The 15045-nt window shown below is 67.0% G+C and carries 15 protein-coding genes; 11 read left to right on the top strand and 4 right to left on the bottom strand.

Features of this window, described 5'->3' with window-relative positions:
• Nucleotides 1-52 precede the first annotated feature (52 nt).
• Together BAU07_RS14865 and BAU07_RS14860 are read left to right on the top strand one after the other, a co-directional pair.
• Nucleotides 53-1786 (top strand): ABC transporter permease, encoded by a 1734-nt coding sequence (locus BAU07_RS14865; RefSeq protein ID WP_066659105.1) that lies wholly within the window; start codon nucleotides 53-55, stop codon nucleotides 1784-1786.
• Nucleotides 1787-1791: 5 nt separating this feature from the next.
• Nucleotides 1792-3096: an ABC transporter ATP-binding protein gene (locus BAU07_RS14860; protein ID WP_066665466.1), complete on the top strand. Its 1305-nt coding sequence runs from the start codon at nucleotides 1792-1794 to the stop codon at nucleotides 3094-3096.
• A 41-nt stretch (nucleotides 3097-3137) separates the two neighbouring features.
• On the opposite strand, the gene BAU07_RS14855 is transcribed toward BAU07_RS14860, so the two are convergent.
• The gene (locus BAU07_RS14855; protein ID WP_066659103.1) at nucleotides 3138-4331 is read right to left on the bottom strand and encodes a metallophosphoesterase; all 1194 of its coding nucleotides are present in this window, start codon (nucleotides 4329-4331) and stop codon (nucleotides 3138-3140) included.
• 126 nt (nucleotides 4332-4457) lie between these two features.
• On the opposite strand from BAU07_RS14855, the gene BAU07_RS14850 reads away from it, so the two are divergent.
• Both BAU07_RS14850 and xerD read left to right on the top strand, forming a co-directional pair.
• Nucleotides 4458-5384, top strand: a complete 927-nt coding sequence (locus BAU07_RS14850; protein ID WP_066659101.1) for a rhodanese-like domain-containing protein — start codon at nucleotides 4458-4460, stop codon at nucleotides 5382-5384.
• 5 nt (nucleotides 5385-5389) lie between these two features.
• On the top strand, nucleotides 5390-6334 hold the full coding sequence (gene xerD, locus BAU07_RS14845; RefSeq protein WP_066665465.1) for a site-specific tyrosine recombinase XerD: 945 nt from the start codon (nucleotides 5390-5392) through the stop codon (nucleotides 6332-6334).
• 77 nt (nucleotides 6335-6411) lie between these two features.
• Here the strand turns inward: xerD and alkB are convergent, their stop codons facing one another.
• On the bottom strand, nucleotides 6412-7092 hold the full coding sequence (gene alkB / locus BAU07_RS14840; protein ID WP_066659099.1) for a DNA oxidative demethylase AlkB: 681 nt from the start codon (nucleotides 7090-7092) through the stop codon (nucleotides 6412-6414).
• Between the two features lie 199 nt (nucleotides 7093-7291).
• Here alkB and BAU07_RS14835 point away from each other — a divergent pair, with 199 nt between their 5' ends.
• Nucleotides 7292-7960 carry a carbonic anhydrase gene (locus BAU07_RS14835; protein ID WP_066659098.1) on the top strand — a complete coding sequence of 223 codons (669 nt, stop codon included), beginning with the start codon at nucleotides 7292-7294 and terminating at the stop codon, nucleotides 7958-7960.
• Between the two features lie 83 nt (nucleotides 7961-8043).
• A complete protein-coding gene (locus BAU07_RS14830) occupies nucleotides 8044-8874 on the top strand; it encodes a MetQ/NlpA family ABC transporter substrate-binding protein (protein WP_066659095.1) in 831 nt (276 codons plus the stop codon).
• Between the two features lie 57 nt (nucleotides 8875-8931).
• Here the strand turns inward: BAU07_RS14830 and BAU07_RS14825 are convergent, their stop codons facing one another.
• On the bottom strand, nucleotides 8932-9990 hold the full coding sequence (locus BAU07_RS14825) for an AI-2E family transporter (protein WP_066659093.1): 1059 nt from the start codon (nucleotides 9988-9990) through the stop codon (nucleotides 8932-8934).
• 219 nt (nucleotides 9991-10209) lie between these two features.
• Between BAU07_RS14825 and BAU07_RS14820 the strand changes: the two genes are divergently transcribed.
• Nucleotides 10210-10614: a transcriptional repressor gene (locus BAU07_RS14820; protein ID WP_066659091.1), complete on the top strand. Its 405-nt coding sequence runs from the start codon at nucleotides 10210-10212 to the stop codon at nucleotides 10612-10614.
• A gap of 30 nt (nucleotides 10615-10644) precedes the next feature.
• Here the strand turns inward: BAU07_RS14820 and BAU07_RS14815 are convergent, their stop codons facing one another.
• Nucleotides 10645-11538, bottom strand: a complete 894-nt coding sequence (locus tag BAU07_RS14815) for a LysR substrate-binding domain-containing protein (protein ID WP_066659088.1) — start codon at nucleotides 11536-11538, stop codon at nucleotides 10645-10647.
• Between the two features lie 118 nt (nucleotides 11539-11656).
• Here BAU07_RS14815 and BAU07_RS14810 point away from each other — a divergent pair, with 118 nt between their 5' ends.
• The 4 genes from BAU07_RS14810 (at nucleotide 11657) to BAU07_RS14795 (ending at nucleotide 14986) form a co-directional block, all read left to right on the top strand.
• Nucleotides 11657-12652 carry a Bug family tripartite tricarboxylate transporter substrate binding protein gene (locus BAU07_RS14810; protein WP_066659086.1) on the top strand — a complete coding sequence of 332 codons (996 nt, stop codon included), beginning with the start codon at nucleotides 11657-11659 and terminating at the stop codon, nucleotides 12650-12652.
• A 319-nt stretch (nucleotides 12653-12971) separates the two neighbouring features.
• On the top strand, nucleotides 12972-13553 hold the full coding sequence (locus BAU07_RS14805; RefSeq protein WP_066659084.1) for a chromate transporter: 582 nt from the start codon (nucleotides 12972-12974) through the stop codon (nucleotides 13551-13553).
• A complete protein-coding gene (locus BAU07_RS14800; RefSeq protein WP_066659082.1) occupies nucleotides 13550-14080 on the top strand; it encodes a chromate transporter in 531 nt (176 codons plus the stop codon). Before BAU07_RS14805 ends, BAU07_RS14800 begins: the two co-directional genes overlap by 4 nt.
• A gap of 129 nt (nucleotides 14081-14209) precedes the next feature.
• Nucleotides 14210-14986 (top strand): phytanoyl-CoA dioxygenase family protein, encoded by a 777-nt coding sequence (locus BAU07_RS14795; protein ID WP_066659080.1) that lies wholly within the window; start codon nucleotides 14210-14212, stop codon nucleotides 14984-14986.
• Nucleotides 14987-15045 lie beyond the last annotated feature (59 nt).

Raw genomic sequence — 15045 nt, 5'->3', positions numbered from 1 at the left:
CGCTCCTCCGCGCGAAGGTTGCCATCGTCGTTTTTGCCTGTGGGAGCGGGGCATGTACCCGATTTTGTTTTCCAAGCGCGCAAGCCGGCCATCCGACGGCCGCGGCCCCAACCGTTGGGATTGGGCCTTGTTGCCGCTGGTGCTCGGTGTCCTGGCCGCACTGGCTTTCGGCGCGTCGCAAATGGCAAAGCCCTTCGCCGTGGGGACGCCGCTGCCGATCTCGCTGGACCCCACCTACCTGCCGTATTACCTGCTGCGTACGACGCTGCGCATGTTCATGGCGCTGGCCGCCTCGTTGCTGTTCAGCTTCGTTTTCGCCGCCGTTGCCTCGAAATCGCGCATCGCCGAAAAAGTGCTGGTGCCCATGGTGGACATCCTCCAGTCGATACCCATCCTGGGTTTCCTGTCCATTACCGTCACCGGCTTCATCGCGCTTTTTCCGGGCAGCCTGCTGGGCGTCGAATGCGCCGCCATCTTCGCCATCTTCACGTCACAGGCCTGGAACATGGCGCTCAGCCTGTACCAGTCGATGCGTACCGTGCCGTCGGAGTTGAACGAGGCCGCGCGGGTGTTCCGGCTGAACGCCTGGCAGCGCTTCTGGCGCCTGGAATTGCCGTATGCCACGCCCGCGCTGCTATGGAACATGATGCTGTCGATGTCCGGCGGCTGGTTCTTCGTGGTGGCCTCCGAAGCCATCACGGTGGCCAACCAGGACATCAAGCTGCCGGGCATTGGCTCGTACATCGCGGTGGCGATCGACCAGCAGAATGTCGCGGCCATCGTCTATGCCATCATCGCCATGGCCATCGGCATCCTGCTGTATGACCAGCTTTTCTTCCGGCCCTTGCTGGCCTGGGCCGACAAATTCCGCTTCGAGGATACCCAGGGCAATACCGCGCAGCAGTCCTGGCTGCTGGACTGGCTGCGCCGGGGCCGGCTCACCCGCGCAGGCAGCGAAACCCTGGCGCGATGGGGGCAGGGCGCGCTGGGCTGGTTTCGCAGCGCCTACGACGGCACGTCGGTACGCGCCCGCGTGCGCGGCCCCAATCCGCATATCGAGCGCGTCTTCGATGCCTTCCTGGCTGCCCTGGCGCTGATCGCCGTATGGCGGCTGGCCATTTTCGTCCACACGGAGGTAGGCTGGGCCGAGGTGCTGCGCGTATTCGGGCTGGGATTGATCACCCTGACGCGCGTGCTGGTGCTGATCGCGCTGGCGTCCCTGGTGTGGGTGCCCGTCGGCATCGCCATCGGCCTGCGGCCGCGCTGGTCTCAGCGTATCCAGGCCCTCGCGCAATTGCTGGCGGCCTTTCCGGCCAACCTGCTGTTCCCGCTGGCCGTCATGGCCATCGTTGCCCTGCACCTGGATCCGGAAATCTGGCTCAGCCCGCTGATCATCTTCGGCACGCAGTGGTATATCTTGTTCAACGTGGTGGCGGGCGCGACCACCATTCCCAGCGAGTTGCGCTACGCCGCCGACAACCTCGGCCTGAAGGGCTGGCTGAAGTGGAAGCGCTTCTATCTGCCCGCGGTCTTCCCCAGCTTCGTCACCGGTGCGATCACCGCCAGCGGCGGATCCTGGAATGCCAGCATCGTCGCCGAGGTCGTCACCTGGGGCAAGACGACGCTGACCGCCACGGGCCTGGGCGGCTACATCGCGGCAATGACTTCGCAGGGCGATTTCCCGCGCATCGCGCTGGGCATAGGCGTCATGTGCGTTTTCGTGATGGGCTTGAACCGGTTCTTGTGGCGCCGCCTGTATGTACTGGCCGAAAAGTGGAGTAGATAGCGATGATGGCCGAGAACAATCTCCTGGACCTGCGCGGCGTCAGCAAGATGTTCCGCACCGCCGACGGCGCGGCGCGTTCGGTGCTGGAGCACGTGGACTTCCATTTGCGCGAGGGCGAAATCGTCGCCTTGCTGGGCAAGTCCGGCTCCGGCAAGTCCACCTTGCTGCGCATCATGGCGGGCCTGATTCCGGCGGACCACGGCACCATACGCTATCGCGGCCAGCCCTTGTACGGGCCGGCCGCCGGCATCGCCATGGTGTTCCAGTCCTTCGCGCTGTTTCCCTGGCTGACGGTGCGACAGAACGTCGCCCTGGGCCTGGAGGCGCAGGGCGTTCCCACCGCCGAGCGCGAACAGCGCGCCGAGGCCGCGCTGGAGCTCATCGGCCTGGCCGGCTTCGGCGGCGCGCTGCCGCGCGAACTGTCCGGCGGCATGCGGCAGCGCGTGGGCATTGCCCGCGCCCTGGCGACCAATCCCGATGTCCTGTTGATGGACGAGGCTTTCTCGGCGCTGGACGTGCTGACCGGCGAATCGCTGCGCGACGACATGCTGGAGCTCTGGGAAGAACGCCGCATCGGCACGCGCGGCATCCTCGTGGTTTCCCACAACATCGAGGAAGCGGTCATGATGGCCGACCGTATCCTTATCTTCGCCAGCGACCCGGGCCGGGTGCGCGATGAAATCCGCGTGACCTTGCCGCGCCCGCGCAATGCGGATTCCGCGGAAGTGCGCGCGCTGGTCGACCAGGTCTATTCAATGATGACGGCCAAGCCGGCGCCGGCCAGCGCGCCGGGCGCGCCGGCCCCGGCGGTGCACCAGGCCTACCGCCTGCCGGACGCCAATGTGGGCACGATGGAAGCAGTGCTGGAGCTGCTCGCCGAACCGCCCTTGAACGGGCGCGCCGATCTGCCGCGCCTGGCCGAGGAAGCCGGCTTGCCCGACGAGGAGCTTTTCCCCGCCTACGAAGCGCTGGGACTGCTGGGCCTGGCGGTGGTCGAACAGGGCGATATCGCGCTGACCGTGGTGGGCCGTCGCTACGCGGCGGCCGAACAGCAGGAGCGCCAGGAGATTTTCGGGCGGCAATTGCTGGCCCATATTCCGCTGGCGGCGAATATCTGCCATTCGCTGCGCCAGGAGTCCACCGGCGAACTGCCCGACACGCAGTTCCTCGACATGCTGGAGGAATTCCTGAAGGCGGACGAGGCCGAGCGCGTCCTGAAGGTCGCCGTCGAATGGGGCCGTTACGGCGAAGTCTACGGCTACGACTACCACACCGGGCGGTTGCACCTGCCCTCCGTGCCGGCGGAATGACATCGGGAAGGCCCGCGTTCCGCCGTGCCGACGGAACGACCTCAGGACGGCCGGCGGTCCGCCATCCCTGTCGCGGCCTCCCCGGCGTCCGGCACCAGCCGTATCCGCGTGATCTCGGAAGGGGCGCCGACCCGCTTGGGCGGCCCCCAGTAGCCCGTGCCGCGGCTGGTATAGACCCACAGCCGGCCCATCCGTTTCAATCCCGCGGTGAAAGGCTGTTGCAGGCGCACGAAAAAATTCCAGGGAAGGAACTGGCCGCCATGCGTGTGGCCGGACAACTGCAGCGTATAGCCGGCGGCCTCGGCGGCCACGGCCGTGCGCGGCTGGTGCGCCAGCAGAATGCGTACGGTGGCGTCCGCCGGGGCGCCCAGCAGCGCGCCGCGAGGGTCGCTGCGTTGCTCCGGATCGAACTGTCCCGCCGTGAAATCGGTGACACCGGCCAGTACCAGCCGCGCGCCGCCATGCGCGATGACGACGTGCCGGTTGGACAATACCTGCAGGCCCAGCCGCTCGAACTCGGCGACCCATTCGCGCGCGCCGGAGTAGTACTCGTGGTTGCCGGTCACCAGATAGGCGCCATGGCGCCCGGCCAGCTGCCCGAGCGGCTCGGTGTGGCGGGAAAGCTGGTCGACGGGACCGTCCACGACGTCGCCCGTTACCGCCACCACGTCGGCGTCGAGCCCATTGACGGCGTCGACGATGGCCTGGACGTAGGGGCGCCGGATCGTGGGGCCGACATGCACGTCGCTGATCTGGGCGATGGTGAAGCCCGACAGGGCCTGCGGCAGGCCCGCGATGGGGACGTCCACGGTTACGATGGGCGCGCGGCGCCGCGCGTTGAACAAGCCCAGCAGCGTGATCAGCAGGGCCAGTACGGGGACGGCCATGGCCGACACGCCGTGCAAGGCAGCCGTGTCATGCGACAGGCCGGCGACGGCGTCGACCGCCCACACCGCGAACAGCAGCAGGTCGCGCAGGACGGTCAGCACCAGCAGGGACGAGAAAAAACCCATCGCCAGCAGGCCCGTCCAGGCAACCAGGCGGGGATACGACGGCGCCAGCTGGCGCGCGCGGACGCCCAGGGGGATCAGTACGCAGGATGCCGCCAGATACAGGACGGCCGCCCAGCGCACGGCGGCATGGACCGGGGCATCCGGGATGAGGCGTAAGGCGATATAGAGATGAAGCAGAATGCCAATGGCAAGGAAGCGGGTAATGATGGGAGCACGACGCATGCGGATCTCCGCCGATTTGAAAAATAACCGGCGCGCCCCCATTATGGGACATGGCGGCGCGCCGGGGGCGGCGTCGCCGCTGAGCCGGCCCGCGCCGGCATCCCGCATCGCCAACGGACGACAACCTTGAAAGACATCGAGTCCCTGCTGCTGGCCTATGGTCCGCTGCTGGTTTTCCTGAACGTATTGCTGGAGCAGGCGGGCCTGCCGATTCCAGCCTATCCCATCCTCATCATCGCCGGGGCACTGGTCGTCCATGGCGACCTGTCGTGGGAACTGACCTTGTTGGCGGCGGTACTGGCCTGCCTGATCGCCGACGCCGGCTGGTATGCCGGCGGCAAGCGCTTCGGCGCGGGGCTGCTCAATACGGTGTGCCGGGTGTCGATTTCGCGCGATTCCTGCATACGCCAGACGCAGGCGCTGTATTGGCGGACGGGTCCGCGCATCCTGCTGGTGGCCAAGTTCCTGCCTGGCGCCAGCGCGCTGTCCACGGTGATGTCGGGCTTCGCCGGCCTGCGGTGGCGCACCTTCGTCGCCTATGACGCCGCCGGCGCGGCCATCTGGGCCGGTTCCGCCCTGATCATCGGCGTGGCCTTCAACGACATGGTGGGCGATGTGCTGGATATGGTCGCCGTATACGGCGGCTACGGCCTGCTGGCCGTGGGGGTGCTGCTGGTCCTGTACCTGGCGTATCGCTGGATCCGGCGCAAGCGCACCATCCGGCGCTTCAGCCACGTGCGGCGCGTTACGCTGGATGAGCTCGACGAACTGTGCGCGCAGGGCTGCGAGGTGGTGTTGCTGGATGTGCGGGCGAGCAGCGCCGATCCGCTGCCGGGCGCCATATCGGTCGACCCGCGCGGCGTCATCGGCACGCCGCCGTTCCAATGGCCGCTGGACACGCCCATCATCGTGTACTGCGCGTGCCCGGAAGAAATCTCCGCCGCGGTGCTTGCCGATCGCCTGCTGAAGGCAGGCTACCGCAATGTTTCCGCGTTGGCCGGTGGCTATGACGGCTGGGTGGCGCGCATGCAGGCCACCGCTGCAAGGGGTTGATCCGCATGCCGCGTCCGCCGCGCGCCGCCGGCGAGCCGCCCTCGCTGCAGAGCCGCCGCGACATCGATGGCTCGATCGCCGAGTTCCTGGACGTCCTGTGGCTGGAAGACGGATTGTCGAAGAACACGCTGGGGGCGTACCGCAACGACCTGGCGGGCTTCGACGTCTGGCTGAAGGAGCGGGAAGGGCGCCGCATTTCGGAGGCGCGCACCGGCGATATCGAAGCCTGGTTCGCCGCCGTGCATGGCGACACGCGGCCGACCACCGCCAATCGGCGCCTGTCCGCGCTGCGGCGGTATTTCCAGTGGGCGCTGCGCGAGCGGCGCATCGGCCACGATCCCTGCCTGTCGGTACGCTCGGCGCGCCAGCCGCTGCGCATGCCCAAGACGCTGTCGGAGGCGCAGGTGGACGCGCTGCTGCGCGCGCCGCGCGTCGAGACTGAACTGGGCCTGCGCGACAAGGCCATGCTGGAAACGCTCTACGCGACCGGGCTGCGGGTATCCGAACTGGTGAACCTGGCGGCGCTCGATGTCAGCCTGAACGAGGGCGTGGTGCGGGTGGTGGGCGGCAAGGGCGGCAAGGACCGCCTGGTGCCGCTGGGCGCGGAAGCCGCGCACTGGATCGACCGCTACGTCAAGCAGGCGCGCCCCCTGTTGCTGGCCGGGCGGTTGTCCGATGCGCTGTTCGTCACCGTGCGCGGCGAAGGGATGCACCGCCAGACATTCTGGCTGATGGTGGGGCGCTACGCCAAAGAGGCCGACATCCATGCCCCGATCTCGCCGCATGTGTTGCGCCATGCCTTCGCGACGCACCTGGTGAACCATGGCGCCGACCTGCGCGTGGTGCAAATGCTTTTGGGTCACGCGGACATCTCCACCACGCAGATATACACCCATGTGGCGCGCGAGCGGTTGAAGACCTTGCATGCGCGGCATCATCCGCGCGGCTGACACCACGGCAGCGCTTGCCCGTGCCGCCATCGCGCGGTGCCGCACCCGGAGGCGTCCGGCCTTCGCGGCGGCCGATATCAGCGCGTCTTGCGAAACGTCAGGTTCACGCGGGTGGCGCCCGTGGCCGGGTGATGGCCGTCGCGCAGCGGCGCCACGCCGTGGAAGGCCAGGCGCGAAGGGCCGCCCCAGACCGCGATGTCGCCATGCTGCAGCGGGAACCGGCGGGTGGGGTCGCTGCGCTGGCCTCCGCCGAACAGGAATACGGCGGGCAGGCCCAGCGAGATCGATACGATGGGCGCGCGCAGGTCCAGTTCGTCTTTATCCTGGTGGAGTGTCAGGCGGGCGCCGGGCCGGTAGAGATTGATCAGGCAGGCCTGCGGGGCGAAATCGGGATAGCCGGCACCGGCCGCGGCCTCGCGCGCCAGCGTGGCGAAGCATGCCGGCATGGCGGGCCAGGGCTTGCCGCTGATGGGATCCTCGGCGCCGTAACGGTATCCGCGGCGATCCGATATCCAGCCCTGCGCACCGCAGTTGGTCATGGCCACCGACATGCGCTTGCCGCCGGGGGTTTCCAGGTGCCGGAAAGGCGCCGCGGCGGCGATGGACCGGACCTCGGCGAGCAGCTCGCCGGCGCGGGCGCAGGCAAAGCGGCGCAGCAGCACGGCGCCCGGCGCGATCGTCTCGGTCCAGGGCGTTTCCTGGTCCGGATCGCCGAACAGGTCGCCGGATGCCCGGGCGGAAAAGGGGTCGGTGGACATGGCACGATTGTATGTCGCGGGCCGAATGCGGGCCGCGCCGCAGTCCGCACCTGCGGCCCGCACCCGCGGCGCGGCCCGCCGGCCGGCTGTCCACGCCCCCCCGGCGGCGGTGGGCAGCCCGACCGGCCATGACAGCCGGGCGCGCCTGTACCGCGCGCCGCGGAGTTAAAATGCAGCCTCCCTAGCTTCGCCGATCACGATGGACCACACACCCGAATTCCCCGAACGACTCACCAGCGGCTATCAGGCCTTTCTTTCCGGACGTTTCCACAGCGAACGCAGTCGGTTCCGGCGGCTGGCCGAACTGGGCCAAAGCCCGGAGATCATGGTCATCGGCTGCTGCGATTCACGCGTGGCGCCGGAATTGATCTTCGACGCGGGTCCCGGGGAGATGTTCGTGTTGCGCAATGTGGCGGCGCTGGTGCCGCCCTATGAACCGGATTCCCACTACCACGGGACGAGTTCGGCGATCGAGTTCGCGGTAAACGGCTTGAACGTGCGCCACATCGTCGTCATGGGCCATGCGTCCTGCGGCGGCATCCGCTCGTACTACGACGATGCCGAACCGCTGGCCAAGGGCGATTTCATCGGCAAGTGGATGTCCCAGATCAACGATACGGCCCAGCGCCTGAAGCTGCCCGGCGTTGACCCGCAGGCCGACCTGCGCCGCCTTGAGCTGAGCGTGGTCGAGCACAGCCTGAAGAACCTGATGACCTTTCCCTATATCCGCCAGCGCGTGGAGCAGGGACAACTGCAGTTGCACGGCGCCTATTTCGGCGTCGCCACCGGGCTGCTTTTCGTTCGCGACCCCGTATCGGGCGATTTCGTGCCGGTCGGCGAAGGTCCGGGCGAGGACATCGTCGACTGACGGAACCGGCGCCTGCCGTCGCCCCGCTGGGGCGGCGGGCATCCTGCCACGGGCCCGGGCATCCCACCGCTTTGGGAGACAGCATGTCGCAGCCTATCGTTCCACCGCGTCGCCGTGTGCTGCGCGCCATCGGCGCAGCCGCCGGCGCGGCCTTGGCCCCCGCCCGCCGGGTGCGCGCGCAACCGGCGCCCCTGCGGGTTGGCGTGATCGCCAGCGTCGCCAACGAAGCCACCGAAATCGCCATCGACCAGGCGCGCAAGGAAGGCGTCAACGCGCGGCTGGTGGAGTTCAGCGACTGGGTGATGCCCAACGTGGCGGTGGCCGACGGCTCCATCGAGGCCAATTTCTTCCAGCACGAGCCTTTCCTGGCGCTCTTCAATCGCACGCGCGGCGCAAGCCTGGTCCCCATCGCCTACGGTTATTCGACGACGATCGGCCTGTTCTCCAAGAAGCTCAAGCGGGGCGACGCCATCCCGCCAGGGGCGGCCATCGGCATACCGGCCGACCCGGTCAATACCGGCCGCGCCTTGCTGCTCCTGCAATCCATGGGGCTGATCGAGCTGAAGGACGGCGTCGCCGAGCGCGCGACCCTGCTGGACGTGCGGGCGAATCCACGCGACCTGAAGTTCGTCGCCATCGAAGGTTCGCAGGCCGCGCGCACCTTCGACGATGTGACCGCGTCGGTGACCTACACCACGTTCGCGAAGCACGGGGGGCTGGACGAAAAGGACGGACTCGCCTTCGACAACGGGGATCCGGCCAATGTGCGCAGATATGCCATCCGCTGGGTGGCCGCGCCCGAACATGCGCAGGACGCGCGCTTGTTGAAGCTTATCGCGGTGTACCAGGGTTCGCCGGAGGTCAAGGCGACGCTGCGCCGCCTCTATGGCGACCTGATCGATTTTCCCTGGTGAGGCCTCGCCGCGCCGGACTGCTGCACGTGAACGCGTCTCGCCTCGTTGGCGGCCGGGCTACTCCGCCGGCATTTCGCCCTCCGCCGAGAACAGGTCCCACACCGCGGTGAACAGGGCGGCGATCAGCGGGCCGATCACGAAGCCGTTCAGTCCGAACAGGGCCATGCCGCCCAGCGTGGAGATCAGCACGACATAGTCGGGGAGTTTCGTGTCCTTGCCCACAAGGATGGGGCGCATGATGTTGTCCACCATGCCGATCACCAGCACGCAGAACGCGATCAGCGCCACCCCCTGCCATAGCGCGCCGGTTACCAGGAAGTACACCGCGACCGGGACCCAGATGATGGCCGCGCCCACCGCGGGCAGGAGCGACAGGAACCCCATCAGCACGCCCCACAGCAGCGAGCCCTGGATACCCAGGAACCAGAACGCCAGGCCGCCCAGCAGCCCCTGCGTGGCGGCCACCGCCACGTTGCCCTTTACCGTGGCGCGGATCACGGTCGTGAACTTGCGCGTCAGGTGCTGCTTGTAGGCTTCGCTCAGCGGGATCGCGCGGCTTACGCTGCGCGACAGCGCCGGCCCGTCGCGCAGCAGGAAAAACAGCAGGTACAGCATGACGCCGAAGCTGATGACGAACTGGAAGGTGTCCTGGCCGATGCTGAATGCCTGTGTCGCGAGGAACTGGCTGCCCTGGACCGCGCCGGCGGACAGTTTCTGCTGCAGGCTGCGTATGTCGCCGACGTCGAATCGATCCAGCAGCGAATGTACGGAGGGGGGCAGGGCGTTTATGACCCGCTCGAAATACAGGCCGAAGTTCAGTTCGCCGGAACGGATCTGCTGGTATAGCGCCGTGCCTTCCTGCACCAGCGAGCCCGTGATCACGATCACCGGTACGATGGCGATCACGACGCACAGCAGCAAGGTAATCAGCGCGGCCAGGTTGCGGCGCTTGCCCATGCGAGCCAGCAGGCGGCGGTGCAGGGGCGCGAAGATGATGGCCAGGATGGTGCCCCAGAACACCGCGCCGTAGAATGGCCACAGGATCCACCCGAATGCGATCGATACGACGATCAGCAGGAACAGGAAGGTCCGGTAGTGCAGATTCGAATTGCTCATATGTGGTTCCCGCGAGGAAGCGAACGGCCCGGAGGGCGGGCGCAATGCGCATGATGCCATTGTCGCCGGTCCTCGGGGTCGGAGCAGGGCGGCTCTCCCCGGCGCGCCGCGCGGTCGTGCCGACGCCGGTGTCGGGGCGGCCGGTAGCGCTGGGCGACGCCCGGACGGGAGCGAGACCGCGGGCCCGGCCCGCCATTCATGCCAGGTGGAGGCAAAGCCATGACCGATTCCGTCGACCTGAAGGGCATAGGGCTGAAGGTCACATTCCCGCGCCTGAAAATACTGGACCTCTTTCGCAACAGCGAGCAGCGCCACCTTAGCGCCGAAGACGTCTACCGCCATCTGATGCACGAAGGCGTCGAAATGGGCCTGGCGACCGTCTATCGGGTGCTGACGCAGTTCGAGCAGGCCGGACTGCTCAAGCGCAGCCAGCTGGGCGGCAACAAGGCGGTGTTCGAATTGAACGACGGCGAACGCCACCATGGCCATCTGGTCAGCACCCCGACGGGCGACGTCAAGGAGTTCTATGACCCCGATATCGAGCGGCGGCTGCGCCAGATCGCCGACGATATGGGCTTCAGCCTGACCGAGTACACCATCACCATCTTCGCCACGCCCAAATAGCGGCACGGCGGCCTTTCACGTCCGGGGCCGCTAGCGCGTCGCCGCGGCCGTCTGGAAAAAGCGCGTAAGCAAAGGCGTATCGTCGTCGCTGCGGTGGGCCAGCAGCACCTGGCTAGCGGCGTCCTGCGTGTCCAGCGGCCGGTACACCACGCCGGGTATACCCGTCTTGGCATAGGTTTCCGGTAAAACGGAAACGCCCATGCCGGCCGCCACCAGCCCGATGATGGTCGCGCCTTCCCGCGCTTCCTGGCCCAGTTGCAGGGCGAAGCCGGCCCGGCTGGCCAGCACGCCCACATGCTCGAACAAGCCGCAGCCCAGGCCGCGCGGGAACAGGATGAAGGCCTCGGTCGACAGCGCCGCCATGGGCAAGGGCGTGTGTTTCTGGGCCAGGCGGTGTGTGGCCGGCAGGACCGCCACCAGGCGGTCGCTCCATAGGGTCAAGACGCGGATATTGGGAGGCGGACAGAACAGGATCGAAGGGCGCAGGAAGCCCACGTCGATGGTTTTGTCCATCAGCGCCTGCAACTGCAGGCCCGTCGACATATGCAGCAGGTCGACCTTGGCCGAAGGATGCTTGCTGCGGAACGCCTGCACGATCTGCGGAAATGCCTCGAACATCGGCACGGAGGCCGTGAAGGCCACGCGGATCTCGCCCGCTTCCCCTTGTACGGCCTGGCGCACCACATCGCCGGCGCGTTCCAGGTGTTGCAGGGCGCGCCGCGCCTGGTCCAGGAACAGGGTGCCGGCTTCCGTCAGTTGCACACGGCGCTTGGTCCGGTGCAGCAGGGCGGCGCCCAACTCGTCTTCCAGCGATTTCACCTGGGTGCTCAATGGCGGCTGGCTGATATGCAGCCGGCGGGCAGCCGCGCTGAAGCTGAGCTCCTCGGCGACCGCCACGAAGTAGCGGAGTTGGCGGAAATCCATACTTATCTGGAAAACGAATGAATAAACAATGGAAAAAGTATTGGACGGTATGACTAAGGGTAAACCATTATAGAGCCCGAAACATTACGTCTTTTTTTGTAATCCACAGGAGACCAGAATGCGAGCCTACAGCGCGCTTTCCAAATTGATACGCGGCTTCGGCCTGGCGGCCAGCCTGGCCGCGGTCGTCGCGCCCGGGGCCAGTCATGCGCAGGCGGACTATCCGTCCAAACCCATCAAAATCGTCGTCCCATACGCGCCGGGCGGCGGCGTGGATATCGTGACCCGCCTGGTCACCCAGAAAATGGGCGAGACGCTGAAGCAAAGCATTATCGTTGACAACCGTCCGGGCGGCGCGACGAATATCGGCATGGACATCGTTGCCCGCGCGCCGGGCGATGGCTACACCCTGCTGACCTCGTCCAATACCCTGGCAAGCAACGCGGCGCTGTTCACGCACCTGAATTTCGATCCCGCCAAGGACCTGATTCCCGTCGGCGCCATCGGCTACGCGCCCTTGGTCGTGGTCGTGCCGGCGACCTCCGATTTCAAGACGCTGCAGGACTTGATCGCCTATGGCAAGGCCAACCCGGACAAGCTGACCTACGCGTCGGCCGGCAACGGCAGCTCGGGCCACCTGGCCAGCGAGCTGCTCAAGGACGAAGCCAAGTTCAACGCGCTTCACGTCCCGTACAAGGGCGGCGCGCCGGCGATCACCGACCTGCTGGGCGGCCGCATTTCGTTCATGTCGATCAACCCGCTCGAAGTCATCGCCCATATCAAGGCGGGCAAGATGGTCCCGCTGGCCGTGATGGACAGCAAGCCTGCCGCGATGTTGCCCGGTGTTCCGACGGTGGCCTCCCTCGGCCTCCCGGGCGCCGCGGCGACCGTATGGTGGGGCCTGAACGTCCCGAAGGGCACGCCGCCCGAGGTCATCGCCAAGCTGAATGACGCGCTGAACAAGGCCCTGGCCGATCCGGCCGTGCAGGCGCGGCTGTCCGAACTGGGCGCGGTGTCGACGCCGGGCAGCGCCGACGATTTCGGCAAGTTCGTGCAGGCCGAGACCGTCAAGTGGGCTCGCGTCATCAAGACGGCCAACATACAGGCCGACTGATACAGCGCTGCCGCCGCTGCGTTGCCGTGGCGGCAGATTCCCGCAGTGTCGTATCGCGAACGGGCGGCCCAGGCCGCCCGTTCGCTTTCGGCGTTCGCTTTCGGCGTTCGCTTTCATCCCTCGGCTGTCCATCGGCGGCCCGCGCCGCGTGCAACGGCGTCGCCCCGTGGCCGGTCCCTCTGTGGAACCGGGACGATCTCGCGTACCGGGCGCATGCCCCCGGCAGGGACAACTCTTATATAATACATAAGACGTAAATGCCCGTTCCGGGCCCTGGCGCCGGGCCAGCGACGCAACTATCTACAAGGACACCTTCGGCATGAAGCCCGCAGCGAATCCTGCAGTGCAAGCGGCGGAGCCGCCCCTAGCCGATCCCCCGACCCTGGGGCAGTTATTCATGGGTTTCTTCGTGCTGGGCATGACGGCCTTCGGCGGCGCCTTGCCGCTCGCGCGCCGCATGATGGTGGAAAAGCACCGCTGGATATCGGGCGAGGAATTCACCACGCTGCTGGGCCTGTGCCAGTTCCTGCCGGGCGGCAACATCATCAACCTGTCGGTGGCCATCGGCATGCGCTTTCGCGGGGTGACGGGCGCGGTGACCGCGATGATGGGCTTTGTGCTGGTGCCCACCATCGTCGTCATCATGCTGGGCGTGGTGTACGAACACTACCAGCATGATCCCTATGTCCGGCACCTGTTCGCGGGCCTGGCTGCTGCGGCGGCGGGCCTGCTCATATCGCTGGCGTTGAAGATCGGCGCGCCACTCTTGAAGAACGCCGGGGGAATCCTCGTGGCGGTGCTGTGTTTCGTCGCGATTGCCGTGCTCAGGCTGCCCCTGCTGCCGACCATGCTGGTGCTGACGCCGATCAGTATCCTGTTGACCTGGAGGGCGCGCCGATGATTCCGACCCTTATCGCGCTGGCGATCCTGTTCTCGCAGTTGTCGCTGCTGGCCTTCGGCGGCGGCAACACCATCCTGCCGGAAATGCAGCGGCAGGTGGTCGACGTCCACCAGTGGATGACCGCCGAAAGTTTCACGTCGCTGTTCGCGCTGGCGCAGGCCGCGCCGGGGCCGAACCTGATGATCGTGCCGCTGATCGGCTGGCACATCGCCGGGTGGCAGGGCATGCTGGTAAGCAGCTTCGCGAAATTCGGGCCGTCGTCGCTGGTCACCATCCTGGTCCTGCGCCTGTGGGACCGCTTCAAGGACAAGCCGTGGCGCGCGGTGGCGCAACAAGGGATTTTTCCTGTCACCGTCGGCCTAGTGGCGGCCAGTGCGGCGCTGATCACGGAGGCTTCCGTGGACGGATGGCTGCTGGGTGCGATCGCCGCGGCGGTGGCCGTGCTGGGCTGGCGCACCCGCCTGCATCCCTTGTGGCTGCTGCTGGGTGGCGCCGTCGTGGGCCTCGTCGGCTTCGGGCATCCCTAGGTCACCATCCCGACGCGCGGGCAATACGCTTCCAGGGAGTCCAGCGGCATGTCGTAAAATCGGACGGCTGGCATATGCCTGTCCGCCGCTTTTCTTGAGCGCTGATTCCTCGCAGCCCTGTGGTATCCCATGTCATCGCCTTTGACCGCCGACCAGCTCGATGCCTTGCGCGAGCAGGGATTCGTGGTGGCCCGCGCTTTTGCCCCGGCCGTCCTCTGCGACACCTTGCGCGCGCTCGCCTTGCGACATCTCGAACAGGCGGTCGCTCCCGTCGAATACGAGGCAGACCTGGCCTATCCCGGCGCACCACCGTCGCGGCAGGCGGCGGGCGGCGCAACGGTAAGGCGGCTGCTTGACGCCTATGCGCGTGATCCGGCCTTTGCGGACTGGGCGGCCGCACCCGCTGTCGCCGCGTCCTTGCAATCCTATTTCGGCGAAGCCGTTATCCTCTCGCGCGCGCACCATAACTGCGTCATGACGAAGCACCCCCGCTTCGGCAGCCTGACGGGCTGGCATCGGGATATCCGGTATTGGTCGTTCGATCGCGAGGAACTGGTGTCGACCTGGCTGGCCCTGGGCCGCGAGACCAACCACAACGGCGGCCTGTGGCTGGTGCCCGGCTCGCACAGGATGGATCTGCCGGCGGACCGCTTCGATGCCGCGCAGTTCCTGCGCGAGGACGTGCCGGAGAATGCGGCGCTGATCGGCACGGCCGTCTCGCCGGTGCTGGAACCGGGCGATGTTTTGTTTTTCCACTGCCGCACCCTGCATGCCGCCAGCCGCAACCATGGCGAGCAGGTCAAGCTGTCCGTCGTGCACACCTACCACGGCGCCGGCACGCATCCACGGCCGGGGACCCGCTCGGCCAGCAAGCCCGAGGTGCCGGTGAGTCTCGCGACCGGATGAAACCTAATCCACCGTGGCCGGTCAGAAAGGTATTCGGTCACGAGTGCACAACCATGGTT

Source organism: Bordetella flabilis, assembly GCF_001676725.1.
GTDB lineage: Bacteria > Pseudomonadota > Gammaproteobacteria > Burkholderiales > Burkholderiaceae_B > Bordetella_C > Bordetella_C flabilis.
Note: the sequence above shows the minus strand (reverse complement) of the source record. Positions and strands in the feature narration are given on the sequence as shown.

Coding starts and splice junctions, on each gene's coding strand:
- BAU07_RS14805 (WP_066659084.1), top strand. CDS start 12,972: ATGAAGCCCGCAGCGAATCCTGCAGTGCAAGCGGCGGAGCCGCCCCTA.
- BAU07_RS14815 (WP_066659088.1), bottom strand. CDS start 11,538: ATGGATTTCCGCCAACTCCGCTACTTCGTGGCGGTCGCCGAGGAGCTC.
- BAU07_RS14860 (WP_066665466.1), top strand. CDS start 1,792: ATGGCCGAGAACAATCTCCTGGACCTGCGCGGCGTCAGCAAGATGTTC.
- alkB (WP_066659099.1), bottom strand. CDS start 7,092: ATGTCCACCGACCCCTTTTCCGCCCGGGCATCCGGCGACCTGTTCGGC.
- BAU07_RS14795 (WP_066659080.1), top strand. CDS start 14,210: ATGTCATCGCCTTTGACCGCCGACCAGCTCGATGCCTTGCGCGAGCAG.
- BAU07_RS14820 (WP_066659091.1), top strand. CDS start 10,210: ATGACCGATTCCGTCGACCTGAAGGGCATAGGGCTGAAGGTCACATTC.
- BAU07_RS14830 (WP_066659095.1), top strand. CDS start 8,044: ATGTCGCAGCCTATCGTTCCACCGCGTCGCCGTGTGCTGCGCGCCATC.
- xerD (WP_066665465.1), top strand. CDS start 5,390: ATGCCGCGTCCGCCGCGCGCCGCCGGCGAGCCGCCCTCGCTGCAGAGC.
- BAU07_RS14810 (WP_066659086.1), top strand. CDS start 11,657: ATGCGAGCCTACAGCGCGCTTTCCAAATTGATACGCGGCTTCGGCCTG.
- BAU07_RS14865 (WP_066659105.1), top strand. CDS start 53: ATGTACCCGATTTTGTTTTCCAAGCGCGCAAGCCGGCCATCCGACGGC.
- BAU07_RS14835 (WP_066659098.1), top strand. CDS start 7,292: ATGGACCACACACCCGAATTCCCCGAACGACTCACCAGCGGCTATCAG.
- BAU07_RS14825 (WP_066659093.1), bottom strand. CDS start 9,990: ATGAGCAATTCGAATCTGCACTACCGGACCTTCCTGTTCCTGCTGATC.
- BAU07_RS14800 (WP_066659082.1), top strand. CDS start 13,550: ATGATTCCGACCCTTATCGCGCTGGCGATCCTGTTCTCGCAGTTGTCG.
- BAU07_RS14855 (WP_066659103.1), bottom strand. CDS start 4,331: ATGCGTCGTGCTCCCATCATTACCCGCTTCCTTGCCATTGGCATTCTG.